Origin of the sequence: Micromonospora sp. NPDC049359 (genome assembly GCF_044466585.1) — a bacterium.
GTDB lineage: Bacteria > Actinomycetota > Actinomycetes > Mycobacteriales > Micromonosporaceae > Micromonospora.
Genome location: NZ_JBITMW010000008.1, coordinates 215,520 through 241,500 on the forward strand (window position 1 = coordinate 215,520; position 25,981 = coordinate 241,500).

Annotated in this window: 20 protein-coding genes and 1 pseudogene; 6 read left to right on the plus strand and 15 right to left on the minus strand. The window is 71.5% G+C overall.

Annotated features, from left to right (window positions below):
* Window positions 1-63: 63 nt before the first annotated feature.
* The 8 genes from ACIBTX_RS19995 to ACIBTX_RS20030 form a co-directional block, all read right to left on the minus strand.
* Window positions 64-1,077, minus strand: coding sequence for a dipeptide ABC transporter ATP-binding protein (locus tag ACIBTX_RS19995; protein ID WP_355050671.1), 1,014 nt, complete (start codon window positions 1,075-1,077; stop codon window positions 64-66).
* On the minus strand, window positions 1,070-2,098 hold the full coding sequence (locus ACIBTX_RS20000; RefSeq protein WP_357126580.1) for an ABC transporter ATP-binding protein: 1,029 nt from the start codon (window positions 2,096-2,098) through the stop codon (window positions 1,070-1,072). The genes ACIBTX_RS19995 and ACIBTX_RS20000 overlap by 8 nt, the downstream gene beginning before the upstream one ends.
* A gap of 25 nt (window positions 2,099-2,123) precedes the next feature.
* Complete coding sequence (locus ACIBTX_RS20005; protein ID WP_357126262.1) at window positions 2,124-3,083, minus strand: ABC transporter permease; 960 nt, start codon at window positions 3,081-3,083, stop codon at window positions 2,124-2,126.
* A complete protein-coding gene (locus ACIBTX_RS20010; RefSeq protein WP_357126265.1) occupies window positions 3,076-4,002 on the minus strand; it encodes an ABC transporter permease in 927 nt (308 codons plus the stop codon). Before ACIBTX_RS20010 ends, ACIBTX_RS20005 begins: the two co-directional genes overlap by 8 nt.
* A gap of 149 nt (window positions 4,003-4,151) precedes the next feature.
* Entirely contained in the window at window positions 4,152-5,792 is a 1,641-nt protein-coding gene (locus ACIBTX_RS20015; protein WP_357126268.1) for an ABC transporter substrate-binding protein, read from the minus strand.
* Between the two features lie 650 nt (window positions 5,793-6,442).
* Window positions 6,443-7,606, minus strand: coding sequence for a Cys-Gln thioester bond-forming surface protein (locus ACIBTX_RS20020; RefSeq protein ID WP_357126271.1), 1,164 nt, complete (start codon window positions 7,604-7,606; stop codon window positions 6,443-6,445).
* Between the two features lie 191 nt (window positions 7,607-7,797).
* Complete coding sequence (locus tag ACIBTX_RS20025; protein ID WP_357126583.1) at window positions 7,798-8,478, minus strand: response regulator transcription factor; 681 nt, start codon at window positions 8,476-8,478, stop codon at window positions 7,798-7,800.
* Window positions 8,479-8,480: 2 nt separating this feature from the next.
* Window positions 8,481-9,746, minus strand: a complete 1,266-nt coding sequence (locus tag ACIBTX_RS20030) for a PspC domain-containing protein (RefSeq protein ID WP_357126274.1) — start codon at window positions 9,744-9,746, stop codon at window positions 8,481-8,483.
* 160 nt (window positions 9,747-9,906) lie between these two features.
* Between ACIBTX_RS20030 and ACIBTX_RS20035 the strand changes: the two genes are divergently transcribed.
* The 3 genes and pseudogenes from ACIBTX_RS20035 to ACIBTX_RS20045 all read left to right on the plus strand — a co-directional run bounded on the left by ACIBTX_RS20035 (window position 9,907) and on the right by ACIBTX_RS20045 (window position 13,927).
* The gene (locus ACIBTX_RS20035; protein ID WP_396832833.1) at window positions 9,907-11,757 is read left to right on the plus strand and encodes a PspC domain-containing protein; all 1,851 of its coding nucleotides are present in this window, start codon (window positions 9,907-9,909) and stop codon (window positions 11,755-11,757) included.
* A pseudogene (locus ACIBTX_RS20040) lies at window positions 11,754-11,999 on the plus strand (hypothetical protein); the annotation flags it as partial. The gene ACIBTX_RS20035 and the pseudogene ACIBTX_RS20040, both read left to right, overlap by 4 nt.
* A gap of 674 nt (window positions 12,000-12,673) precedes the next feature.
* Complete coding sequence (locus ACIBTX_RS20045; protein ID WP_396832834.1) at window positions 12,674-13,927, plus strand: phosphatidylserine decarboxylase; 1,254 nt, start codon at window positions 12,674-12,676, stop codon at window positions 13,925-13,927.
* Between the two features lie 51 nt (window positions 13,928-13,978).
* Here ACIBTX_RS20045 and ACIBTX_RS20050 read toward each other — a convergent pair whose 3' ends face one another.
* The 3 genes from ACIBTX_RS20050 to ACIBTX_RS20060 form a co-directional block, all read right to left on the minus strand.
* Window positions 13,979-14,911, minus strand: coding sequence for a CDP-alcohol phosphatidyltransferase family protein (locus ACIBTX_RS20050; protein ID WP_396832845.1), 933 nt, complete (start codon window positions 14,909-14,911; stop codon window positions 13,979-13,981).
* Between the two features lie 347 nt (window positions 14,912-15,258).
* Window positions 15,259-16,146: an NUDIX hydrolase gene (locus ACIBTX_RS20055; RefSeq protein WP_396832846.1), complete on the minus strand. Its 888-nt coding sequence runs from the start codon at window positions 16,144-16,146 to the stop codon at window positions 15,259-15,261.
* A 136-nt stretch (window positions 16,147-16,282) separates the two neighbouring features.
* Window positions 16,283-17,233 carry an NUDIX hydrolase gene (locus tag ACIBTX_RS20060; protein ID WP_357126283.1) on the minus strand — a complete coding sequence of 317 codons (951 nt, stop codon included), beginning with the start codon at window positions 17,231-17,233 and terminating at the stop codon, window positions 16,283-16,285.
* A 144-nt stretch (window positions 17,234-17,377) separates the two neighbouring features.
* On the opposite strand from ACIBTX_RS20060, the gene ACIBTX_RS20065 reads away from it, so the two are divergent.
* A complete protein-coding gene (locus ACIBTX_RS20065; RefSeq protein WP_357126286.1) occupies window positions 17,378-17,716 on the plus strand; it encodes a PspC domain-containing protein in 339 nt (112 codons plus the stop codon).
* Window positions 17,717-17,723: 7 nt separating this feature from the next.
* Here ACIBTX_RS20065 and guaA read toward each other — a convergent pair whose 3' ends face one another.
* Window positions 17,724-19,280: a glutamine-hydrolyzing GMP synthase gene (guaA, locus tag ACIBTX_RS20070; protein ID WP_357126288.1), complete on the minus strand. Its 1,557-nt coding sequence runs from the start codon at window positions 19,278-19,280 to the stop codon at window positions 17,724-17,726.
* 172 nt (window positions 19,281-19,452) lie between these two features.
* On the opposite strand from guaA, the gene ACIBTX_RS20075 reads away from it, so the two are divergent.
* Entirely contained in the window at window positions 19,453-19,914 is a 462-nt protein-coding gene (locus ACIBTX_RS20075) for a GNAT family N-acetyltransferase (RefSeq protein ID WP_357126291.1), read from the plus strand.
* Here ACIBTX_RS20075 and ACIBTX_RS20080 read toward each other — a convergent pair.
* Window positions 19,903-21,600, minus strand: coding sequence for a GMC family oxidoreductase (locus ACIBTX_RS20080; protein WP_357126295.1), 1,698 nt, complete (start codon window positions 21,598-21,600; stop codon window positions 19,903-19,905). The two genes, ACIBTX_RS20075 and ACIBTX_RS20080, sit on opposite strands and share 12 nt — an antisense overlap.
* Before the next feature lie 146 nt (window positions 21,601-21,746).
* On the opposite strand from ACIBTX_RS20080, the gene ACIBTX_RS20085 reads away from it, so the two are divergent.
* Window positions 21,747-22,865, plus strand: a complete 1,119-nt coding sequence (locus ACIBTX_RS20085) for an LCP family protein (RefSeq protein WP_396832835.1) — start codon at window positions 21,747-21,749, stop codon at window positions 22,863-22,865.
* Between the two features lie 50 nt (window positions 22,866-22,915).
* Here the strand turns inward: ACIBTX_RS20085 and ACIBTX_RS20090 are convergent, their stop codons facing one another.
* Window positions 22,916-24,376, minus strand: coding sequence for a M1 family metallopeptidase (locus tag ACIBTX_RS20090; RefSeq protein WP_357126301.1), 1,461 nt, complete (start codon window positions 24,374-24,376; stop codon window positions 22,916-22,918).
* Window positions 24,377-24,484: 108 nt separating this feature from the next.
* On the minus strand, window positions 24,485-25,906 hold the full coding sequence (locus ACIBTX_RS20095) for a M1 family metallopeptidase (RefSeq protein ID WP_396832836.1): 1,422 nt from the start codon (window positions 25,904-25,906) through the stop codon (window positions 24,485-24,487).
* Between the last annotated feature and the right edge of the window lie 75 nt (window positions 25,907-25,981).

The window sequence follows — 25,981 nt, forward strand, 5'->3', positions numbered from 1 at the left end:
GGGCCGGGAAAGACAGAACCGCCTGCCGTCGTCGTGGTGACGTCGGCAGGCGGTTCCGGTGGATCACGCCTCGTGGGTGGCGACGATCTCGCGCCGCTCCGCGAAGTGGCACGCGCTCGGGTGGTCCGAGTCGCGGCGGATCTCCAGCAGCGGGACCTGCTCGGCGCAGACATCCTGCGCCTTCCAGCAGCGGGTCCGGAACCGGCAGCCCGAGGGCGGGCTGATCGGCGACGGCACGTCACCCGTGAGCCGGATGATCGTCTTGTTGTTCCGCTGGGTCGGGTCCGGCACCGGCACCGCCGAGAGCAGCGCCTGGGTGTACGGGTGGGTCGGCCGCTCGTAGATCTCGTCCTCGGTGCCGATCTCGACGATCTTGCCGAGGTACATCACCGCCACGCGGTCCGACAGGTGGCGGACCACCGACAGGTCGTGGGCAATGAAGATGTACGACAGGCCCAGCTCACCCTGCAGCTTCTCCAGCAGGTTCATCACCTGGGCCTGGATGGAGACGTCCAGCGCCGAGACGGGCTCGTCGCAGACGATCACCTCGGGCCGCAGCGCGAGCGCCCGGGCGATGCCGATGCGCTGCCGCTGACCGCCGGAGAACTGGTGCGGGTACCGGTTGATGTGCTCCGGGTTCAGCCCGACCAGGTCGAGCAGCTCGCGGACCTTGGCCCGGCGGCTGCCCCGGGGCGCCACCTCCGGGTGGATCTCGAACGGCTCACCGATCAGGTCGCCGACCGTCATCCGCGGGTTCAGCGAGGTGTACGGGTCCTGCATGACCAGCTGGATCTGCCGACGCAGCCGGCGCAGCGCCCCACCGGAGAGCTTGGAGATGTCCTGGCCCTTGTAGACCACGCTGCCTGCGGTCGGCTTCTCCAGGTTCATCAGAACCCGGGCGAGGGTCGACTTGCCGCAGCCGGACTCGCCGACGACACCGAGCGTCTCGCCGGCCCGAAGACCGAACGAGACCCCGTCGACGGCCTTGACCTGACCGACGGTCTTCTTGAACACCACACCCTGGGTGACGGGGTAGTGCTTGACCAGGTCACGGACCTCGAGGATGTTCTCAGACACGGTTCACCAGCTCCTCGGCGAAGTGGCAGGCGCTGGCCCGGGCGTGGCCCACCTGAAGCAGCGGGGGGACCTTCTCCCGGCACACCGGCTGAGCCATGGGGCAGCGCGGGTTGAACGGGCAGCCCGGCGGGATGTTCATCAGGTTCGGCGGGAGGCCCTTGATCGTCCGGAGCTGCTGCCCCTTCTCGTCGAGACGCGGGATCGAGTCGATCAGACCCATCGTGTACGGGTGCGCCGGCTTGGCGTACAGGTCGTACACGTCGGCTTCCTCGACGATGCGGCCCGCGTACATGACGGCGATCCGGTCCGCGACGTCGGCGACCACGCCGAGGTCGTGGGTGATCAGGATCATGCCCATCTGCCGCTCACGCTGAAGCTCCGCGAGCAGGTCCATGATCTGGGCCTGCACGGTCACGTCGAGCGCGGTGGTCGGCTCGTCGGCGATCAGCACCTCGGGGTCGAGCGCCAGCGACATCGCGATCATCGCGCGCTGCCGCATACCACCGGAGAACTGGTGCGGATAGTTGTTGAACCGGCCCTTAGCGTTCGGGATCTTGACCTGGTCGAGCATTTCGATCGCGCGCTTCTTGGCGTCGGCGCGACCCATGCCCCGCCGGACCCGGAACTGCTCGGCGATCTGGAACCCGACGGTGAAGACCGGGTTCAGGGCGGAGAGCGCGTCCTGGAAGATCATCGCGATGCCCTCGCCGCGGATGCGGCGGCGCTCCTCGCCGGACATGCGGAGCATGTCCTTGCCGTGGAAGCGGACCTGCCCACCGGTGACGAAACCCGGGGGCGTGTCGAGGATGCCCATGATGGTCTGCGCCGTGACGCTCTTGCCGGAGCCGGACTCGCCGAGCACGGCGAGGGTCTCCCCCGCGTCGACGTGGTACGTGACCCCGTTGATGACCTTTGCGACGCCGTCCCGGGTACGGAACTCCACCCGCAGGTCGTCGACCTCGAGCAGCCGGCCGGAGGGACGCCCGGACCCGCCGGATCCCGGCGCGGACTGCTCGGACACGAGAATGTCGGACACTGGATCTCCCCTAGCGGAGTTTCGGATCGAGGGCCTCGCGGACCGCCTCGCCGAGCATCACGAAGCTCAGCACCGCGGCGACGAGGAAGGCGGCGGGGAAGAACACCAGCCCCGGCGCGACCCGGATGAAATCCTTGCCCTCGCTGATCATGATGCCCCAGGACACCACCGGCGACTTCAGGCCGACGCCCAGGAACGAGAGGGTGGCCTCGGCGCCGATGAACGAGCCGACCATGATCGTGCCGTAGACCAGCAGCGGGGCCAGACAGTTCGGCAGCAGGTGCTTGAGGATGATCCGACCGCTACCGGCACCCAGCGCGCGGGCCGCGACGATGTAGTCGGCCTCCCGGGTGGCGAGCACCGAGGAGCGCATCAGCCGCATCACGACCGGCCAGCTCAGCACGATCAGCGAGACGGTCACCAGGCCCATGATCTCGGCCTTGCTGTTGCTGGTGCCCGAGCCGTTGAACGTGGTCAGGATGACGATCGCGCCGAGCACGAACGGAACCCCGAAGAACACGTCGGCGATCCGGCTGAGCAGCGTGTCGACCCAACCACCGAGGTAGCCGGAGATGATGCCCATGGTCCCACCAACCAGCAGGGTGCCGACCACGGAGAGCACGGCGACCACGACGGAGGCGCGGGCACCGTAGATGACCCGGGCGTAGACGTCCCGGCCCTGTAGGTCGTACCCGAACCAGGCGTTCCCGGACGCCTTGTTGAGGCTGCGCGACAGGGAGCCGTTGACCGCGTCGCCCGGGGCGAACAGCGACGGGAAGGCCGCCATCAACAGGAAGATGACGATGAACGTCGCCGAGATCCAGAACAGCGGCTTGCGGCGCAGGTCGCGCCAGGCGTCACCGAGCAGACCGCGCGGCTTCTCGTTGCTCTGGGGCCCCGGGGCGGCCGGGGTGTCCGTCGCCTGCGGGGTGGGGGTGCTGACGATCGATGCGGTGCTTGGGTCACTCATAACGGATCCTCGGGTCCAGGGCGGCGTAGAGCAGGTCGACCAACAGGTTCATCAACAGATAGACGACCACCAGTACGACCACGATGCCGACCACCGTAGCGCTCTCCTTGGTGATGATCGCGCGGTAGACCTCGCGGCCGATTCCGTTGATGCCGAAGATGCCCTCGGTGACGATCGCGCCGCCCATCAGCGCGCCAAGGTCGGTGCCGAGCAGGGTGACCACCGGAATGAGCGAGTTGCGCAGCAGGTGCACACCCACGACCCGGCGCATCGGCAGGCCCTTGGCGATGGCGGTGCGCACGTAGTCCGCTCGGCGGTTCTCCGCGATGCTCGTGCGGGCCACCCGGGCGATGTACGCCACCGACGCGCTACCGAGCACGAAGCCCGGGACGATCAGTTCGGACAGCCGCATCTCCGACGAGACGGTCGGCTTGACGAGGCCCCACTGCACGCCCAGCAGCCACTGCAGCACGAAGCCGACGACGAACACCGGCAGCGCGAGCAGGAAGAGGGTCGAGACCAGGACCAGGTTGTCCAGGAAGCCGTTGCGGCGCAGACCGGTCAGGATGCCGGCGCCGAGGCCGACGATGGCCTCGATGGCGAGCGCGACCAGGGCCAGCTTCAGCGTGTTGGGGTACGCCGTGGCGATGATGTCGCCGATTTCGCGCTGCGAGAACGTCTGCCCGAAGTCGCCCTGAAGGAGGTTCTTCATGTAGTTGCCGTACTGCACGAAGACGTTCTGGTCCAGGTGGTACTTCTCGGTCATGTACGCGATGTACTGATCCGGGCAGCGGCGCTCGCCGCACTTGCCGGCGAACGGGTCGCCCGGGACCGACCAGACGAGCCAGTAGATCAGGAAAGTCGAGCCGATGAAGACCGGCACGAGTTGGAGCAGCCGTCTCAACAGATAACGGCCCATGGGGTGGTCCTCCAGACAGGGGGCGCGTCGGACGGCCGACACGGTGGCGACAACGTGGCGAGTGGCATGTTGTAGCACCCACTCGCGGAACGGCCCCGGGTCGGGCTCACCGGATGTGGCGAGCCCGACCCGGGGTCAGACCGTACGGATCAGAGCTCGACCGAGGTGATGTCGAGTTCGCCGACGTTGTTCAGCTCGAGCTTCTTGATCTTCTCCGAGTGGCCGGACTGCTGGCCGTAGAAGTAGATCGGGATGCTCGGGACGTCCTGGTCGACAACCTCGACGGCCTTGGCGAACGCCTCGTGCGAGGCCTCCAGGCTCGGCGCGGCGCTGGCCTGCTTGGCCAGGGTGTCGACCTGCGGGTTGCTGTACAGGCCGTCGTTGGAGGAGCCACCCTTGACGTAGAGCGGGTTGACCCAGTTCTCCACGTCCGGGTAGTCCTGCTGCCAGGCGGCACGGTACGGGCCGTTCATCTTGTGCGCGTTGATGTTCTGCCGGAAGACCGCGAAGGTCGGGACGCCCTCGGCGCGGGCCTCGATGCCGAGGTTGGTCTTGACCTGCTGCGCAACGGCGTCCATCCAGTCCTTGTGGCTGGAGTCGGCGTTGTAGTAGAACACCATCTCACCGGTGAAGCCGCCGGCCTCGGTCAGCAGCTGCTTGGCCGTGGTCGGGTCGAACTTGCAGGCGGTGCAGTTGCCCGGCTTGGCGCCCGGGGTCAGCGGGTTCGCCCAGCTGTCGGCCGGCTTGCGGGTACCGAAGAAGATCTTGTCCGAGATCTCCTGCCGGTTGATCGACAGCGAGACCGCGCGACGCAGCTTCGGGTTCTGGAAGCGCTTGTCGTAGATCGGGAACGCGATGAACGCGGTCGACGGGGTGACCGTGTTCAGGCCCCGCTCGCCGAGGTCGGCCTTCCACTTGTCGCCGGCGAGCGCCGAGGTGGGGACAACCTCCATGAAGTCGAGGTTGTTGCTCAGCAGGTCGGCGTACGCGGCCGTCTCGTCCTGGTAGAGCTTGACGTCGACGTCCTTGATCTTCATCTTGTCACGCAGGTTGTAGTCGTCGAAGCGCGTGAGCTTGATGACGACGTTGTCCTGCCACGAGACGAACTTCACCGGGCCGTTGCCGATCGGCTTCTTACCGAAGTCCTCGGGCTTCATGGTGAAGAACGCGTCCGGCAGCGGCATGAAGGCGCTGTAGCCGAGCTTGGTCGGGAAGACCGCGGTCGGCGCGGCGAGGGTGACCTCGAAGGTCTGGTCGTCGACGACCTTCAGGCCGGAGAGCTCCTTGGCCGACGGGGTCGGGGCCTTCTGCGGGCCGTCCGCGCCGTCCGGGTCCTCGGTGTAGGTCTTGTCGAAGCCCTCGATGTCCGAGAAGAAGGAGCCGTTCTGCGCGCCGTTCGGCGAGTACGCGGCCCAGTTCCAGGCGTCGACGAAGTTCTTCGCCTTCACCTCGGTACCGTCGTGGAACTTGGTACCCTTCTTGATCTTGATCGTGAAGACCTTGGAGTCCTTGGTGTCGATGGACTCGGCCAGCGCGTTGCGCGGGGCCCCACCGTCGTTCGGGTACTCAACCAGGCCGGTGAACAGCCAGTCGATGACCTTGCCACCGCCGGTCTCCGTGGTGTTCGACGGAACCAGCGGGTTCTCCGGCTGGACGCCGTGGATGACGATGGCGCCGTCCTTGCTGGCGGCGGCGTCGCCGTCGCCGTCACCGCTCGAGCAACCGCTCGCGACAAGCGCGGCAGCCGCGCTGAGCGCGATCGCGCTCGTCGCCCGCTTCGAGACTCTCATTCCGAGGGGCCTCCTCTTTCTAACCTGGTCCGTCGTGGGTTTCACGCACGTTTGGGGGTGACACCGCCCGGCTACCTCGGGGCGGAGGTCGCCGGGACCACAGGGAAGTTTGGAGACACCCCTGATGTTCCGATCCGCCGGGCTCCCCACCCGACGGGGCACGACGCTACGCAGGCGTCGCGACCACGAACCCGCCGGGAAGCAGCGGAGATCATGGTCGTGGGCCGTACGGAGTGCCACACACCGAGGGTGAGGTGCTGCCACTGTGACACCCACCGGCCTCTTCCGTGAAGGTGCCGTTATCAAGCCGTTAGTTGCCCGCCACGTAGCCGATACTTGAAAAATGATCATAAAACGGTCGGTGTGTAGCTCCCCGGCTGCAACGCTCCGACCTGCCAGGAGACCCGTGCGGCGCTCAGATCCCGGTCTTTGTGAGTCACCCCGCACCCGGGGCCGTCGATCGGTGACCGCTCGCGCACTCAGTGTTCTTTACCCGTCCGGATGATGTCCTCGTCCGCTACACGGGCACCAGCACCAACTGGGTGGACGAGGGCGCCGCGGACGGACTTCTGCACACCACCTACGGCCGAGATGACATCGGCCCCGGCACCGCTCGCGCGGTTCCGGGGCCGATGGTGCGGCGAAATGGATCAGGCGGTGAAGCGGACCTTACGGCGACGCACCACCAGGACGGCCACCGCGCCCGCGGCGAGCAGCAGCAGACCCGCGGTCGCCGCCGCCGCGATCGGCGAACCGGTCAGCGGCAGGCCGCCACCGTTGCTCGCCGGCGAGGTGGACGGGGCCGGGCTGGCCGGCTGCGCCGAGTCCGACGGCGTGGCCGACGGGGTGGTCGGCGACGGCGACGCGCTCGGGGTCGCCGACGGGGTGGCCGGCGGCGTCGTGGGGACGGCCGTGAAGGTGGCCGCCGCCTGGGCGGTGACCGTCGCGCCGGTGCTGCCACCGAGGATCAGCTTCTGCGCCTTCTTGGGGCCGGTGAACAGGAACACCCGGCCGAAGGAGACCGAGTCCTGCGCGGTCAGGGTCACGTTGACCGTGCCGGCGGCCTCGGCGGCGAGCCAGAACTGCCCGCCGTTGGTGGTCGTGGTGACCGGCTTGCCCTCGGCGTCGACGGCGGTGCCGCCGGTGGCCGCGACGGTGATGGCGCCCGCCGGGCCCTTCACCGTGAACGGACCGGCCTTGCCGCCGACCGTCGCGGTGGCGCTGGCCGGGTCGACGGACAGCTCGGCACGCGGCTCCGGCTGGTCGGTGGCGTTCTTGACGAGGTAGTCACGAACCTTCGTGATCACCTCGTACTGGTTGCGCGGCTGCAGGTCCTTCTCCCAGGCGCCCAGCTCGATGCCGTCGCTGAAGTGCCAGATGGCGGTCTGGGTGCCGAAGTAGAGCAGGTTGTCGAGCTGCTTCTTGCCGATCTTGGTCTCCACGCCGGCGGCGGCGAGGAGCTTGGTCGAGTCGGCGTTCGGGTAACCGTGGGTGAGCACCCACTGCACCTTGCCGAGGTTCTTCACCTGGGACTCGTCCCAGGTGCCCTCCTCGTACTTGCCGTCGAGCTTCACGCTGGTGCGGTAGTCGATGCAGAAAGCCGGCACCAGCTTGCCGTCGATCTTCAGGGCGAGCGCGGACGTGGTGCGCGTCTTGCCGTCGAGCTTGAGGGTGACCTCGCTGCCGTCGACTGCCTTGGCCACACCGGTGGCCGGAGCGGCTGCGGCGACGCCTGCCACGCCGAACGCCAGGGCGCTGCCGGCGACAGCGGCCAGGGCGACCCGCGCCCAGCGTTGTCCTCGTTGTCCGAACATCAGAAGTGGTACCTCTCCCCCAGGGGTGACCCGCGATCCGCGGGTACGCGCGTGAGCCGTCGTTTCCACGGGATGCGACACCCACGCGCGGAAACGGGACCGGGGCAGTATGGAACCACGGTTGATCTTTTGTCAGCCCCGCCCGGCGGCATCCGTGGCATGTGTCCGAATTGCCGGGGCGGAGGAATTAATCACACGAGCCGGCGGTCCGCCGCCCAGCGGGAAAGCTCGTACCGGTTGGACATCTGGAGCTTGCGCAGCACGTTCGACACGTGCGTCTCCACCGTCTTGATGGAGATGAACAACTCCTTGGCGATCTCCTTGTACGCGTACCCCCGGGCGAGCAGGCGCAGCACCTCCCGCTCACGGTTGGTGAGCTGGTCCAGCTCCGGGTCGGCGACCGGCGCGTCCGGCCGGGCCGCGAACGCGTCCAGCACGAACCCGGCCAGCCGAGGGCTGAACACGGCGTCACCGTCGGCCACCCGGCGGATCGCGGCGGCCAACTCGTCCGGCGAGATGGTCTTGGTGACGTACCCCCGCGCGCCGGCCCGGATCAGCCCGATCACGTCCTCGGCCGCGTCGGAGACACTCAGGGCCAGGAACTTGACCTGCGGGTGACTGCGCCGCATCGCCTCCAGCACCGCGCGGCCGCCACCGTCGGGCATGTGCACGTCGAGCAGCACCACGTCGGGCACCGTGACGGCGATCCGGGCCACCGCCTCGGCCACCGTGCTCGCCTCGCCCACCACCTCGACGTGGGCGCCCAGCTCGGCACGTACCCCGGCGCGGAACATCGCGTGGTCGTCCACCAGGAAGACCCGCAGGCGTTCCGGGCGGCTCTGAACCGGGTGCTCCGTCGGCTGCTCGGCCATGGTCATTTGTTCCTCTCCGCCGCGGACGAGTCCCGGGAGATCGGCAGGATCAACCGGACCTCAGTCCCCTCCCCCGGGCCGGACCGGATCTCGGCCCGTCCGCCGTGCCGCTTCATCCGTCCGATGATCGAACCGCGTACGCCGTGCCGGTGGTCCTCCACCGTATCCGGATCGAAGCCCTTGCCCCGGTCCCGGACGAAGACACTTACCTGTTCCGGTTCCACCTCGGCGTAGAGCGACACGGTCTGCACGCCGGCGTGCCGTGCCGCGTTCACCAGCGCCTCCCGGGCGGCGGCGACCAGCGCGCCGACCTTCTCGTCGGTCTCGCGGTCACCCACCACCACCGCCTCCACGGTGATCGCGAACGTGTCCTCGACCTCGGCGGCAGCCTGCTCCAGGGCGGCCGCGAAGCGCTCGTTCGGCGAGGCCGTGGGCTTGTAGAGCCAGTTGCGCAGCGAGCGTTCCTGCCCCCGCGCCAACCGCTGCACCGTCTTGACGTCGCCCGCGTTGCGCTGGATCAGCGCCAGGGTGTGCAGCACCTGGTCGTGCACCATCGCGGCCAGCTCGGCCCGCTCCTGCTCCCGGATGCGACCCTCACGCTCCGCGCGGAGCTGGTTGTACGTCCGCCAGAGCACCGGCGCGGCGACCACGCCGACCCCGGCCAACCCGACCAGCGCGAAGATCACCCCGTTGATCACCGCGTCGAAGTTCTGTGCCGGCGAGTAGACCGCCGCGACACCGATGATGCCGACCGCGACCAGTACCCCGCCGCCGATGAACCGGAGCACGAAGGCCCGCCGGTCGCTCTCCTCGACGACCGCCCCGAGCCACGGGACCGGCATCGTCTCGCCCCAGCGCCGCCGCCGCTCGGGCGCCGACTGGTGCCAGATCACGCCCGCGCCGACCGCGATGATGGCGACCAGCCACCCGGCGGTGCCCGCCGCGCCGACCGAGTCGAAGACCATCACCTGGATCAACAGGACGCCGAGCCCGATCGCGACGAACGGCAGGAGCTGGGCCACGTCCCGCCGGGGCGGCACGGCGGTGTCACCGGGCCGCAGCGGCACCACCGCCCAGAACGCCGCGTACAGCAGCAGGCCGAGCCCACTGAGCCCGAGCAGCACCATGAACGCGACGCGCACGCGTAGCACCGAGATGCCGAGGTGGTCGGCGATACCGGCGGCCACGCCGGCGGCCATCCGATGCTCGGGGGCCCGGTACAGGCGCGGAGGCGGGGTCACGGTGCTGATCACAGGCTCCCTGGTCACGGTGGTGGGGCTTGGTGCGGGTCGGTGAGTTCGATCGTCACACGCTGCGGCGTCCCACGACCACGGGGACGCCCCCGACATTCCGGCCTCGGAGATCTCAGGGTGGTGTCAGGGTCGGGTCCTGAGGTCGTTCGGGCGAGGTGGGCCGCAGGATCGAGGCATGACCGAGGAAGCTGCCCCGCCGCCCCGCCCCGGGCCGGCACAGTCGGGCGGTTCAGTACCGCCCGCACCGCCCACGACACCCGCCGGCTGGGCCGAGCCGACCACGTTCGGCCCACCCGCCACACCGCCGACCGACGCCCAGCACGAGCCGCCGGGCGCCGGCTACGCCCCGGGTGCCGGCTACGCCCCGGGTGCCGGCTACGCGCCGGGTGCCGGCTACGCGGCCGGCACGGGCTACGGGCCCGGCGGTGGCGCGGGTACGCCTGGAGGGCCCGGCACGGCCGGACCGTCCGGGGGCCCGCTGGGCGGCACCGGCTTCACCTCGCGGTACGGGCTGGTCCGGCCCCGCGACGGCCGTTACCTCGCCGGGGTCTGCGCGGCGATCGGACGAGCCACCAACACCGACCCGGTGCTGTGGCGGGTGCTCCTCGCCGTGCTCGGGTTCTTCGGCGGCATCGGCATCCTGGTGTACGTCGCCGCCTGGCTGATCATCCCCAACGAGGGCGACACGGCCTCTCCGGTGGAGTCCATGCTGGGGCGGGGCCGTTCCAGCATGTCCCCGGTAACCGTGATCATCCTGGGCATCCTGGTGGCCGCGAGCTTCGGCTACATCGTCACCGACGCCTTCCGCGCGGTCCTGCTCGGCGCGGCCATCCTGATCGGCGGCGCGTTGCTCCTCAACCGGGACAACCGTGGGCCACAGCCCTCGGGTGGACCGGTGCCGCCCGCCCCGGCGGGCACGCCACCCGGGCCGGTTCCGCCGGTCGCCTGGCCCGCTCCCGCGTACGGCACGGTGCCGCCCGGCGGTCCGCTGGCGACCGCGCCGCTGGCGGGCGACACCCTGTCGTACGCCACCGCGCCGCAGAGCGCGTACCCGCCTGTCCCGGGTGGTCAGCCGCCCGCGACGGCGCAGCCGCCCGTCGGCGCGCAGCCGGCATCCCCGGCGACGCTGGTGTCCGGGGCAGGTCCGGTGTCCGCGCAGCCGGCCGCCGCGACGGCCACGTCGCAGGGCACCGGTTGGCCGGCCCCCGATCCCGGATGGCCGGGCGGCGACTCGCCCACCAGCGGCTGGCCGTCGGCGCCGGTGACCGCCGTACCCGCCGCCGGCCCGTCCACCCTCCCCGGGGCGACGACGCCGGGCGGATACCGCCCTCCGTTCGCTCCACACGGCCCGTACGCGGCACCGGCGCCGGTCGCGTACCCCCCGCCCAAGCCACCGAAGCCACCGAAGCGGCCCCGGGAGCGTTCGCCGCTCGGTCCGGTGACCTTCTCGCTGATCTTCCTGGCGCTCGGCGTGGTCGCCCTGCTCGACCTGTTGGACGTCTTCGACGTCGGCGCCTCGGCGTACTTCGCGGCCGCGTTGGCCACCATCGGACTGGGGCTGCTCGTCGGCACCTGGTTCGGCCGGGCGCGCTGGTTGATCGCGCTGGGGCTGGTGACGGCCGCCGCGTTGGGCACGGCGACCGTCGCCGAGTCCTACGACCGGATCCGGGGCGTGGACGGCGCGGTCACCTGGGCGCCCACCGACTACCGCGACCTCGCCGACCGGTACGAGAACAGTTTCGGTGACGCCGTCCTCGACCTGCGCGGCATCGACTTCACGAAGCAGGACACCCAGGTGACCGTGGCGATCAACTTCGGTCAGGCGACCGTGGTCGTACCGCCCAACGTGGACGTCACCACGGTGGCCGACGTCAACGCCGGCGACGCCACCGTCTTCGGCAACCGATCCGGCGGAATCGACGGCCGGCTGCGGGAGTCCACCGACCTGGGCGCGGACGGCCCCGGCGGCGGGAAGCTGCGGCTGTACATCCACGTCAATGCCGGCAACCTGGAGGTGACCCGGTGAAGGCTCACCGTACGGACCTGCTCTCGTTCGCCTTCGGGCTGGTGTTCCTGGCGCTGTCGGCCTGGTGGCTGCTCGCCCAACTGCTCGGGCTCGCGCTGCCGCCGGTCGGCTGGTTCCTGGCCGGCGCGCTGATCCTGATCGGAGTCTTCGGTCTGGTCGGCGCGCTGCGCTCCGGCCGGTCCGGCCGCCCGGAGCCGATCGAGACCACCGGACCGGGTGCGACGGCCTCCGCTGCGACGGGCGCGGGCGCGCCCGCGCCCGTCGCAGCCGAGCAGGGCACACCGCGGACCGCCTCGTTCGAGCCGACCGGGTACGAGCCGCCCGCGCCGACCATGTTCGAGTCCATGCCCGACCCTGCGCCCACGGCGGAGCTACGCACGCCGGAGCCACCCACGGCCGAACTGCGCACACCGGAGCCGCCCACGGCCGAGCTGAGCACGGCGGAGCCGCCCACGGCCGAGCTGAGCACGGCGGACGCGGCGACGGCCGGCATGGTCCATCCCGCCTGGCTGGCGCACGCCCCGGCCGAGCCGGAGACCTCGCCGGCCACGGCGCAGGCCGCCGAGCCGACCCGGGTCGACCACCCGCTCACCCCGGTCGGCGAGACCCGGGCGGCCGATCCGTCGGCCGAAAAGTCGGCCGAGACGTCGGCCGAGACGTCGGCCGGCGACAAGGATCCGGCGGCCAGCGACGGCCCCGCCACCGGCGACGATCCGGCGGGCGCTGACGAGCGGGCGGGGCGGCGAGAGGATTCCTGACCCCGGCGGTCGCCCCGGGCCGGAGGGCTCGCCGCTGCGGCCGGGGCGGACAGGCGCATATGCTGGCCGGTGGAGATCTCGCCTCCGCCGGCCGGCCCGTCCCGCCATGGCGCCCCCGCCGCGATTCCCGTCTCTACCCCGTCAGGAGCCCGCCCGTCATGACGCAGTCCCCCGCCGTGCGTACCACCGGCCGGTCCGGTCCGGTCCGCATCGGCGAGCGAGCCGCCCGTACGCTCGTCTCCGAGCTGGCCCGGATGAACGACCCGAAGGTCGCCCTGCTGGTCGGCGTGAGCCCGGAGTCCGCGGTGCTGGCCGCGGCGATCGAGGCGCTGCTCCCCGGCGACCGGCTCACCGTGGTGCCCGCCGAGTCGTCCACCGCCGCCGCGCTCCGTGAGCACGTCACCGCCCAGGGCCGGTGGGTCGCCGACCGGGTACACGTGGTCGACGCGCTCTCCGACGCCGAGCCCGCGGCGGTGGTCGTCGCCGGTGAGGCGTTCGTCGGCACCGCCGAGGAGGCCCGTCACGACATCCAGGGGTTGTCGAAGTACCTCGCCGACGGCGCGGTGCTGACCGTCGCCACCACCGCGACGCCGGGCCGGACCACCGGCGCGGCCGGCGAGCTGGGCCGCCAGGACGCCCTGTACGGCGTCGGCAGCGACCTGGTGCTGCGCAACTCGCCGCCGATACGGGTCCACCGACTGCGGTTCACGCCGGCCAGTCCGGCGGCGGCCGACCGGCTGGCCCCGGCGTACCGGCCGTCCAGCGTGCCGCTGACCAGGGGCATGCACATCGACTCCAACGGGGTGGCGGCGGCGGGCATCACGCTGGGTCTGGCGGCGCTGGCCCGGGTGGCGCGTCCGTCGTCCAAGCTGTGGCTGCTGCCGGCGCTGGCGGCCGGCCCGGTCGCCGCGTTCTTCCGGGATCCGCAGCGGGACGTGCCGGAGGACCCGAACGCCGTGGTCGCCAGCGCGGACGGCAAGGTCCTGTCGGTGCAGCGGCTGCACGACGAGCGGTTCGGTGACGGCGAGTGGCTGCGCGTCGCGGTCTTCCTGTCCGTGCTGGACGTGCACGTCAACCGGGCCCCGGTCGCCGGCAAGGTGGTGGACTACTTCGTCGCCGACGGTGGTTTCGTCAACGCGATGAAGCCGGACGCCGAGCACAACGTCGCCGCGTACACGGTGCTGGACACCAGCCGTGGCACGGTGGTGGTCGCGCAGCGGACCGGTCTGATCGCCCGCCGCATCGTGCAGCGCGCGCCGATCGGCACGCTGCTGGCCAAGGGCGAGCGGTTCGGGCTCATCCGGTTCGGCTCGCGGACCGACGTCTACCTGCCGGCCGACGCCGCGGAACCGCTGGTGGGGCCGGGCGACAAGGTCGTCGGCGGCGCCACGGTGATCGCCCGCTGGCGCTGAGACGAAGAACGGGGCGCCGCTGTCCGCGGCGCCCCGTTCTCGTACGTCGGGTCAGGCGGTACGACGCTGGCGCAGCCAGAGCACCGGCCCGCTGATCAGGTAACCGACCACGATCAGGGCGAACGTGAGCCGGATGTCGACGAGCGCGCCGAGCACCGGGGCGAGCCAGAGCCACGGCGGCAGCTTCACCAGGCGCGCGAGCTTGGCGTACGGGAAGCTGGACACCATCGCGAAGGCGAGCAGCGCCACGCCGGCCACGAGCACGAAGCCGGGCACCGGCAGACCGATCGCCACGGTCACGGCGAGCACGGCGGCGGCCATGGTGGTGGGGACACCGCAGAAGAAGCGGCCGTCCTTCGGTGAGACGTTGAAGCGGGCCAGCCGGATCGCCGCGCACGCCGCGACCAGCGCACAGGCGACCGCAGCCGCGGCCGTCGACACGGAGCCGGCGAGCGACGCGTAGACCACCACCGGCGCGGCGAGGCCGAACGAGCACATGTCGGCGAGCGAGTCCATCTGAGCGCCGAACGGGCTGGCGACGCCGAGCCGACGCGCCAACGCACCGTCCAGGCCGTCGAAGATGACGCAGGCGATCAGGCAGAGGGCGGCGATGCGCACCTCGCCCTGCATGGCCAGGAAGATCGCCAGCATGCCGAGCATCAGGCTGGCCAGGGTGCAGGCGTTGACCAGGGCGAACTTAATCCGGCGGGCCATCGTGCGCTCGCCGGGGAGCAGGGGGATCGACCCGGCGGTGGCCTCGTCGGTGTGCGCCATCGGCAGCGCCGGGCTGACCGGCATGACCGCTTCGATGCCGGCGCGGCTGACGCCGGCAGGCCGGCTGAGCCGGTCCAGGCCGTAGCGACGGCGCTGGCGGTCGGCGTACCGGTGCTCGGGCAGTGTCAGGTCGGTGGTCCGCAGGTCACCGTCACGGCGGCCCACCCGGACCAGCAACACCTGGCGGGCGAACGTGCTGCTGCGGCGCAACTGGCCCGCCCAGCGACGCCCTGCGGGGCGCGGACTGTCAGTCGTACGACGCCGGCGCCAAAGGGCTCTCGGCACGTTTCCTCCATCACCGGATCGGCTTGCCGCCCTCGGGGGGCGGGTGTCCGGCTGTCTCGTGCCGGACCTTACGTGGCCCGGCAGCCGTTTTGGCGGAGTACACCATCGCACAGGGGAACGGGGCTTGGCGATAGCTGCCGGCGGTACTCATCTGGTACAAACCACGCGAACCGCTTGTTATTCCCCATCCCGGGCTTCATCGCCCGTTTCCTCCACCATTCCCGCCTCTGACTCTACCGGAGGGTAGCCAACTCGGCTCGCTGAGCCGAGTGCTATGCGGCCAGCTGTCCGATTGCCGAGGCAGCGATGCCGGTCAGCGGCAGCTCAGCGGTCTGCGCGACGGTGAACCAGCCCGCCCGCGCGGTCGAGCCACCGGCGGACTCGGTCACCACGGCGTCGGTGGGGGCGTCCACCAGCACCCGGTAGACCACCCGGACGCCGTGCCAGTCCAACGGACGACCCTCCGGGCCGAGCGCGGCCGGGTTGTGCAGGTTGTCCACGCCGAGCAGCTCCACCACGCGGCCCACCTGACCGCCCTCCTCCACCAGTTCCCGGAGCAGCCCGGTGGTCGGCTGCTCACCGTGATCGGTGCCGCCGCCGGGTAGGTGCCACTTGCCGGCACCGGGGTAGCCGTCGGCGATCTGGGTCAGCAGGATCCGCCCCGCCGGGTCGGTGACCAGCCCGTACGCCCCGAAGCGCAGCCGGCGATCCGGATGCGACGGCGCGGGCGGCTCGGCGGACGGGTACGCGTCGACCGGAAGCGAAACGGCGGGCAGGCCGAGCAGTTCGGCGCTGAACGGCGTCAACGGCAGCTCGGCCACGGCCCCGGGGTCGACCCAACGGGTCTCCACGCCACCGCCGGTGACCTCCGGCACACCGTCCCGTGCGGCGAGGTCGAACAGCAAGCGGTCGGTGTGCACCGACGTACCGCCACCCGCGTCGGCGTTCACGTCCGCGGCGACAGCCCGCAACCGACCCACCGACGCGCTCGAACCGGTCTGCTCGGTGAACGCGCGCACCACGGCCCGCTCCGGGTGCTCCGCGTGCGCGACAAGCCCTCCCGGCAGCGACCAGGCCCGCGCCCCGCTATCCCGGACAACCAGAAACCGCCCCAGATCCCCCAACAGACCATAGGAACCAACCCGCCGCACCGACTCCACCCCGCCCACGCCCCTACCCCCGTCCCCAGCAGCACCCGGTGATCATGAAGTTATCGCCGTCCATCTCGGCGTGTCCTGACAATAACTTCATGATCACCGCGAGGCCGGTGGGCGGGGGCCAGGGTGGGGGTGGGGGTCAGGTTAGTTGGGCTGCTTGGACTGCTTCGGCTGTCACCTCGGTCAGGCGGTCGGTGGGCAGGGCGCCCAACTCCTCGCGGGCGAACCAACGGGCCTCGCAGGTGGAGCCGCCGACGTCGCCGATGATCAGCGGGTTGGGCTGGTCGACCACCACGCGGTAGAAGGCGCGTACGCCGTGCCAGTCGATGGGATAACCCTCCGGACCGAGCGAGGCGGCGTCGCGGTGGCTCGCCACACCGAGCAGCTCGACGAGGCGGCCGGCCTGGCCGGTCTCCTCGACCAGCTCCCGGATGAGCGCCGCGCCGGGCTGCTCGCCGTAGTCGGTGCCGCCGCCGGGCAGGTGCCAGCAGCCGGCGCCCGGGTACCCGTCGGAGATGCGGGTGAGCAGCACCCGGCCGGCCGGGTCGGTGCACACCGCGTACGCGGCGAAGCGCTGCGCCCGGTGCAGCCCGTCCGGGCCGGGGACCGCGTAGAAGGAGGGGAACTCGGGGGCCTCCTCGGGCACCACGTCGGCCGAGGAGGCGGGGAGGCCGAGAGTGCGGGCGGTGAAGGAGCGCAGCGGCAACTGACGCGCCTCGTCCAGCGTGTACCACCGGGCCAGGTCGGTGGGACGCTCGCCGGCCCGGTCGGCCAGCGTGCCGCCGCGCACCGCCACCCGGTAGATCAGGCGATCGGTGTGGATGGTGATGCCGCGCTCGGGCAGCGCCCGCATGTCGGCGAGCACGTCGGCCAGGCCCGAGACGGCGACCGAGAGGCCCGTCTCGGCGGCGGTCTCGCGGACCACCGTGTGATGGGGGTCCTCGCCGTGGTCGACCGCCCCTCCGGGCAGCGACCAGGTGCCGGGGGTGCCGGAGCGCTCCGATGCGCGGACCAGCAACACTCGGCCGTCTGAATCAGCACAAACTGCGTATGCCGCGATCCTGCGGAGCGGCTCCAGCATGGTGGTCACGGGTCCAAATTCTCCCCGGGCCGCGTTACCGGAACGGAAAAGAGTCGGATTCCTGACTTCTCGCTTCCCGCTCAGGGATCGATCAGGGTAGGGATCCGGGCGGTCACCGAGGGCAGGCCGGGCGTCGACGAGGACCGTGGAGGCATGACACCTACCGCCGCTCCCCAGGCCCCGTACAAGCAGCTCCGGCGACCCACCACCGACCGCATGGTGGCGGGGGTCGCCAGTGGCCTCGGCCGCTACTTCGACGTCGACCCCACCCTGATCCGCGTGGCCTTCGCGGTCACCGGCCTGCTCACCGGCGGGGTCGCGCTGCTCGCGTACCCGATCATGTGGTTCCTGATGCCCGAGGAGCCCACCGGCGCGCCCGCCTGGCCGCACCCGGCGGGCGTCGCGCCGACCGCCGGGTCCGCGCCGGGCGGTCCACCGCCGGGGTACGCCCCGACGCCGCCCTACCCGCCGACGACCCCGCCGGCCGCGTGAGGCCCGCTCACTCCCACTCGATGGTGCCCGGCGGCTTGCTGGTCACGTCCAGCACCACGCGGTTGACCTCGGCGACCTCGTTGGTGATCCGGGTGGAGATCCGGGCGACGACCTCGTAGGGCAGCCGGGACCAGTCGGCGGTCATCGCGTCCTCGCTGGAGACCGGGCGCAGCACCACGGGATGCCCGTAGCTGCGCCCGTCACCCTGCACCCCGACGCTGCGCACGTCGGCGAGCAGCACCACGGGGAACTGCCAGACGCCCCGGTCCAGGCCGGCGGCGGTCAGCTCCGCACGGGCGATCAGGTCGGCCTGACGCAGCAGGTCGAGGCGCTCCCGGTCGACGGCGCCGATGATCCGGATGGCCAGACCGGGGCCGGGGAACGGGTGCCGCCAGACCATCGCCTCGGGCAGGCCGAGCTGGAGGCCGAGCGCCCGGACCTCGTCCTTGAAGAGCGTGCGCAGCGGCTCGACGAGCGCGAACTTCAGGTCCTCCGGCAGGCCGCCGACGTTGTGGTGACTCTTGATGTTGGCGGTGCCGGTGCCGCCGCCGGACTCGACCACGTCCGGGTAGAGGGTGCCCTGGACGAGGAACTCCACGTCACCGTGCGAGGCGATCTCCCGGGCGGCGGCCTCGAAGACCCGGATGAACTCCCGGCCGATGATCTTGCGCTTCTGCTCGGGGTCGGTCACCCCGGCCAGCGCGCCGAGGAACCTCTCCGCCGCGTCGACCACCTTCAGCTTGATGCCGGTGGCGGCGACGTAGTCCTTCTCGACCTGCTCGGCCTCACCGGCGCGCAGCAGGCCGTGGTCGACGAAGACGCAGGTGAGCTGGTCACCGACCGCCCGGTGCACCAGCGCGGCGGCGACCGCCGAGTCCACCCCGCCGGAGAGGCCGCAGATGACCTCCTTGTCGCCGACCTGCGCCCGAATGCGGGCGACCTGCTCGTCGATGATGTTCTCGGGCGTCCAGGTCGGCTCGATGCCGGCGATGTCGTACAGGAAGCGGGTCAGCATCTCCTGGCCGTGCGCCGTGTGCCCGACCTCCGGGTGGAACTGCACGCCGGCCCGGCGGCCGACGATGTCCTCGAAGGCCGCCACGGGCGCACCCGCCGACTCGGCCGTCACCGTGAAGCCCTCGGGGGCCTCCGTGACGCAGTCGCCGTGGCTCATCCAGACCGGCAGATCAGCCGGCAGGTCACGCAGCAGCACACCCGGCTCGGTGAGGCGGGGACGCAGCGGGGTACCGCCGTACTCCCGGCTGCCCGTGTGCGCGACGGTGCCGCCGAGCGCCTGGGCCATCGCCTGGAAGCCGTAGCAGATGCCGAAGACCGGCACGTCGGCCGTGAACAGGCCGGCGTCGATCTGCGGGGCGTCCGGCGCGTACACGCTGGCCGGACCGCCGGAGAGGATGATCGCGGCCGGGTTCTTCGCCAGCATCTCGGCGACCGGCATGGAGTGCGGCACGATCTCGGAGTAGACCTTCGCCTCGCGGACCCGGCGCGCGATGAGCTGGGCGTACTGGGCTCCGAAGTCCACCACGAGGACGGGGCGAGGCAGGCTCATGTGCACAAAGCCTACCGACAGTCACCCCCGGCCCGACCCGCGCCCCACGCACTCGGCGCGGCGGCCGCACCGTCGGCGGTATGCCCCGTGATGTCCGGCGGGGTGGCGACGGCGTCCCGCGTCCCGATACGGTGCGCGACGATCCCCGTGCGGACCGGACGGAGGCGTGCCGATGACCGAGCTGACCATCCGAGCGTTCCGCCCCGAGGACGGCGAGGCACTGTCGGCCCTGGTCGTCCGCTGCCTGCGGGAGGTGAACAGCCGTGACTACCCGGCCGAGCTGATCGACCGGATGTGCGACCACTTCACCGCCGACCGGTTCCGCGACCTCAGTGCCGAGCGGCGGATCTACGTCGCCGAGCAGGACGGACGCCCGGTCGGCACGGTGTCCCGCGACGGCAACAAGGTCTACACCATGTTCGTCGACCCGGACGCGCACGGCCGCGGCGTCGGCCGCCGGTTGATGCGGCACGTCGAGGAGCTGGCCCGGGCCGAGGGGCACGCGTTCATGGAAACGGGCGCCAGCCACACCGGGCACGGGTTCTACCACCGGCTCGGCTACACCGACGTCCGCGTCAGCGACACCGTGTTCGGCGTCAACCACATCCTCCGCCGGCCCCTGTCAGGGGCGTAGGGCGGCCGGGGCGTCCGCGGGCACGGCCGGCGTGCGCGGGGGTACGGCCGGCAGCCGTCGGTACGGATCTCCGAGTGGGGGCCGGGGGTCCTCGTCGCCCCGGTTGGGCCAGAAGGACATCGCCCGCTCCGCCTGCGCGGTGATCGTCAGCGACGGGTTGACCCCGAGGTTGGCGGAGACGGCCGCGCCGTCGACCACGTGCAGGCCCGGATGGCCGTACACGCGGTGCCAGGGGTCGACCACCCCGTCGGCCGGGGTGGCGCCGATCACCGCCCCGCCCAGGATGTGCGCGGTGACCGGGATGTCGAACGGCTCGGTGAGCGAGCCGCCGGGCGTACCGCCGATCTCCTCGGCGAGCAGTCGGGTGGCGGTGTTGCCGGCCGGGATCCACGTCGGGCTCGGGGTACCGTGCCCCGGCCCCGCGACCAGGCGGCGGCCCCACGGACCGCGCCGCCAGCGGGTGGTCAACGAGTTGTCCACCGACTGCATCACCAGGGCGATCACCGTCCGCTCCGACCAGCCGCGCACGGTCAGCATCCGCGCGGCCAGGCGCGGCTGCCGGACGATGCTGCCCAGCCAGCGCCGGACCCGGTGCGGCCCGCCGTCGACCAGCAGCGACTGGAGCAGGCCCATGGCGTTCGAGCCGCGGCCGTAGCGGACCGGTTCGATATGGGTCTGCGGATCGGGGTGGAACGAACTGGTGATCGCCACCCCCTCGGTGAAGTCGGTCCGCTCCCGTCGGGCCCGTCGCCGGGGGATCGACGCGCCGAGGATCGCCTCGGAGTTGGTCCGGGTCAACGCGCCCAGCCGGTCCGACAGGCGCGGCAACGCCCCGGTGGCCTTCATCTCGTGCAGCAGCCGCTGCGTGCCGAGCGCCCCGGCCGCGAAGACCACCTGGTCGGCGTGGATGACCTGCCGCCGTCGGCGCAACCACGCCCCGGTGCGCTCGGTGTGCACCTCGTACCCGCCACCGGCGGCCGGCCGGACGGCCGTCACCGTGGTCAGCGGGTGCACGGTGGCGCCCAGCCGCTCGGCGAGCCAGAGGTAGTTCTTGGCGAGCGTGTTCTTGGCGCCGTGCCGGCAGCCGGTCATGCACGAGCCGCAGTGCAGACAGCCGGTGCGCTGCGGGCCGACGCCACCGAAGTAGGGGTCGGCGACGCGTTCACCCGGACGACCGATGTGCACGCCGACCGGGGTGGCGTGGAAGGTGTGCCCCACCCCCATCCGGTCGGCCACCGCCCGCATGGCGCGGTCCGCGCCCGTGTGGACGGGGTACGTGGTGACGCCGAGCATCCGCTTCGCCTGGTCGTAGTGGCGGGCCAACTCGTCTCGCCAGTCCGTGACGTCGCGCCACTGTGGATCGCGGTAGAAGGCGTCGAGCGGCTCGTAGAGGGTGTTCGCGTAGACCAGTGACCCGCCGCCCACCCCCGCTCCGGAGAGCACCAGCACGCCGCCGCCGGACCGGCCGGCGGCCGAGCGGAGCAGGGTGAGCCGCTGGATGCCGTAGCAGCCCAGCTTCGGCGCCCAGAGGAACCGGCGCAGACGCCACGACGTCTGCGGGAACTCGTCGTCGGCGAAGCGGCGGCCCGCCTCGACGACACCGACCGAATAGCCCTTCTCCGCCAGCCGCAGGGCGGTGACGCCGCCGCCGAAGCCGGACCCGATGACGACCACGTCGTACCGCATGGACGCATCATTACTCGCGAGTAGCGCTCGCGCCAGCGCCCGTTTTCGCGCGATCATGCACCGGCCGACCGACCCGTCGCCTCCCGGCCGCAACCCGGAGCACCCGTCGGAGCGTTGTTCCGGATACGGGTGGAAGGAAGCACACGATGATCCTGGGGTCGATGGAGCCGCGCCGACGCTGGCTGCTGCTCGGGCTGGCGGCGCTCGCCGTCGTGGCGTTGGTCGTCGGCGGAGCGACGGTGATCATGCGGCTGAGCGGCGACGACAAGCCCGCCAGCACCCCGCTGGCCGGCTCGCCGAGCCCGTCGCCGGCCGCCCCACCCACCCCGAGCCCGACCGGCCCGCCGCCGGGCGCGAACATCAGCGGCCCGTTGACGCTGCTGCTGGTCGGCGTGGACACCCGGGTCAGCGTGCCGGGCTGGGAGCCGCACTCCGACGCCGTCCTGGTGCTGCACGTGCCGAAGGGCCTGGGCCGGGCGTACCTCTTCTCGCTCCCCCGCGACCTGCTGGTGGACATCCCGCCGTTCCCCAAGGCCGGCTACAAGGGCGGCAAGACCAAGCTCACCCACTCGATGAGCTTCGGCAGCCGGGTGCCGGGCAAGCCCAAGCAGCCGAGCACGGCCCAGGGGTACGAGCTGCTGCGCAGCACGGTCAGCGGCTACACCGGGCTGCGGATCGACGCGGGCGCCGTGCTCACCTTCGGCGGGTTCGACAAGCTGGTGAACGCCCTCGGCGGGGTGGACATCTACGTCGACCAGCGGGTCGCGTCCCTGCACCGCAAGCCGGACGGCAAGTACCGGGACAGCGCCCCCGGCGGCTACACCGGCCCGCAGAAGGTCTACGAGAAGGGCGAACAGCACCTCAATGGCTGGCAGGCACTGGACTACGCCCGGCAGCGCTACATCACCGGCGGCGACTACGCCCGCCAGCGTCACCAGCAGCAACTCGTCAAGGCCCTGACCCGCAAGATCCTCGACGAGGGCCTGGCCCGGCAGCCCGAGCGGGTCGACCAGGTGGTCGCCGCCCTGGGCGACACCCTGGTGTACGTGGGCGGCGACCGGATCGTCGACCTGGCGTACGCCCTCAGCGGGGTGCCGGAGAACCAGTTCACCCTGGTCGGGCTGCCCGGCTCCGGCGTCGGCAAGGGCAGCGCCTACCGGGGCGAACAGCTCACCAGTGAGGGGCGGACGTTCATCACCGAACTCCGGGCCGGTCGCGCCGACGCGTACCTGAAGGCCCACCCCAAACTGGTGGTCAAGAACTGACCGCCCGGCCCCCGCCCCGCCCGGTGGGGCGGGCGGGGGCGTGGGCGGGGTCAGAGCTTCTTGGGCTGGGCGGGCTTCTTGGTGCCGAAGAGCCACGCGTCGAAGAGCGCGTCGAGCTGCTTGCCGGAGATCCGCTCGGCGAGGGCCACGAACTCGGCGGTGGTGGCGACACCGTTGCGCTTCTCCGCCGCCCACGTCTTGACGATCTCGAAGAACGCCTTGTCACCGACGGCCACCCGCAGCGCGTGCAGGGTCATTCCGCCGCGCTGGTAGACCGACTCGCTGAACAGGTCCTTCACGCCCGGCTTGCCCGGCGGGGTCTTCCACACCGTGGCGGGCACCCGCTGGTACCGGATGTCGAAGGCCTGCTTGGCGGTGTACTCCTTGGTGTGCTCCGCCCACAGCCACTCCGCGTACGTCGCGAAGCCCTCGTTGAGCCAGATGTCCTCCCACTTGGCCAGCGCCACGCTGTCGCCGAACCACTGGTGGGCCAGCTCGTGGGCGACCACCTCGGTGTTCTCGCCCCGCCGGAAGAAGCCGGCCGAGTAGACCGGGCGGCTCTGCGTCTCCAGCGCGTACGCGATCCGGCTGTCCGAGACCACCACGCCGCCGTACGCGTCGAACGGGTACGGCCCGAAGACCGTCTCCAGGTAGTCGGCCACCTTGACGGTCTTCGCGATCGACGCGTCGGAGGCGCCCTTGGCCACCTTGGTGGTGACCGCGCTGTACACCGGCTTGCCCTTGTGCTGGCCCGTGGTGATCCGGAACTTGCCGATCACCACGTTGCTCAGGTAGCTCGCCATCGGCGACTTCTCCGACCACTTCCAGGTGGTCCAGCCATCCGTGGTGGTGCTACCGCCCGGCACGCCGTTGCTGACCGCGGTGATGCCCTGCGGGACGGTGATCTCGAAGTCGTACGCCGCCTTGTCCGACGGATGGTCGTTGACCGGGAACCAGGTGCTCGCCGACTCGGGCTGACCCAGGGCGATGGCGCCGTCGGCGGTGTGCAGGAAACCGCCCTCGCCGAGCAGTTCGTTCTTCAGCGGCTTCGGCACACCCTCGTACGCGATCTCCACCACGAATCCGTTGCCCGTGATGAGGCCGGCCGCCGGCGTGATGACCAGCTCGTTCTTGTTCCGGGTGTGGGTGGCCGGCGCGGCGTCCACGGTGACCGTCGTGACCGTCAGGCCCGCCAGGTCGAGGTTGAAGGTCGACAGGTCCGCCGTCGCCGTGGCCTGCACGGTGGTCGTACCCGTCAACCGGTCCTTCGCCGGGTCGTAGCGCACCTTGACGGTGTACTTCCCGACGTCGTACCCGCCGTTGCCGTAGCTGGGGAAGTAGGCGTCGCCGACTCCGTCCGCACCGGGAGTGAAGGTCCGCGACGGCGTCGGGGACGCGCTCGGCGACGGCGGTGCCGCCTCCGGAGTGGACGAGTCGCACCCGGACAACACGAGCGCCCCGGTCACCAGCAGACCGACACCCGCCCGCAGCCTGTGCCGCGTACCCCGCATCACGAACCTCCCCGTACACCCGGTGCGGGAGGGCCGCGCCACCCCCGCGCGACCGGCGCTCCTGCCCGATCGCAGGCGGCAGCCTATCGATAGATGATCACGAGGCCGTCACGGCAGGGTCGGTGCCGCGCCGCCCACCAGCCAGGCGTCGAAGAGCGGCTGGAGCTGCCGGTCGGCCACCCGCTCGGCCAGCGCCACGAAGTCCGAGGTGGTGGCGGTGCCGGACGCCCGCTCCGACGTCCAGGTGCGCAGGATGCGGAAGAAGGTGTCGTCACCGACCGTCCGGCGCAGCGCGTGCACGGCGAGCGCGCCGCGCTTGTAGACGGCGGTGCCGAACATCCGCTCCCGGCCCGGCTCGACCGACGGCTCCGACCAGTCGGTCGACGCGTACTGCAGCTCGAAGTTGCGCTGCGCGGTCCGGCCGCCGTCGTGCTCCTCCCACAGCCACTCGGCGTAACTGGCGAAGCCCTCGTTGAGCCAGATGTCGCTCCACCTGCGCAGGGACACGCTGTCGCCGAACCACTGGTGGGCCAGCTCGTGCGCCACCACCCCGGGATTCGGGCGGTCTCCGGTGAAGAACGCCGGCCCGTAGACCGGCCGGGACTGCGTCTCCAACGCGTACCCGATCCGCTCGTCGGCGACCACGATCCCGCCGTACGAGTCGAAGGGGTACGGACCGAAGCGGCTGGCCAGGAAGTCGACTATCTCCCCGGTGCGGGCCACCGAGCCGGCCGCGCCACCGTTCGCCGGCAGGCTCGCCGCGACCGCGGTGACCAGCGGCCTTCCGGCGTGGGCGCCGGAGACCACCCGGTAGTTCCCGATCACGAGGGTGCTCAGGTAGCTGGCCATCGGGGTGCGCTCCGACCAGCGCCAGGTCGTCCACCCGTCGGCGCTGCTCCGGGGGCCGGGCACCCCGTTGCTCAACGCGGACAGTCCGTCCGGGACGGTCACCGCGATGTCGTAGGTGGCCTTGTCCGACGGGTGGTCGTTGACCGGGAACCAGGTGGCCGCCGATTCGGGCTGCCCGAGCGCGATGGCCCCGTCGGCGGTGTGCAGGAAACCGCCGCTGCCGAGCACGCCGTCGTCGACGGGGGTGGGCACGCCCGCGTAGTCGACAGTCACCGTGAACGACCGACCGCGCGCGAGCCCGGCGCGTGGGGTCACCACCAGCTCGCCGTCGTCGCGTCGGTGCTGGGCGCGCTTGCCGGCGACGGTGACCCCGTCGACGTTCAGGCCGACCAGGTCCAGGTTGAACCGGGACAGCTTCTGGGTGGCGGTCGCCGTGATGGTGGCCCGACCGGTGAGCCGGTCCGTCCTCGGGTCGTAGCGGACGTCCAGCCCGTAGTGCGTGACGTCGTAGCCCCCGTTGCCCCGGCCCGGCACGTACGGGTCACCGGCGTCCACCGCACCGGGCCGGAAGCCGTCGTCGTCGCCCGTGCAGCCGGCCGTGGTCAGCACGACGGCGCAGCTCAGAGCCGTGAGAGTGGCGACCAGCCGACGGCGCGGCGGCGTCAGTCCGCTCCGGACCATGCACCACTCCTTCCGCGCCACCCGGGGTCAGGACCGAGCGTAGCCACCGACCCGCCGACGGATGCCCGAATCGAC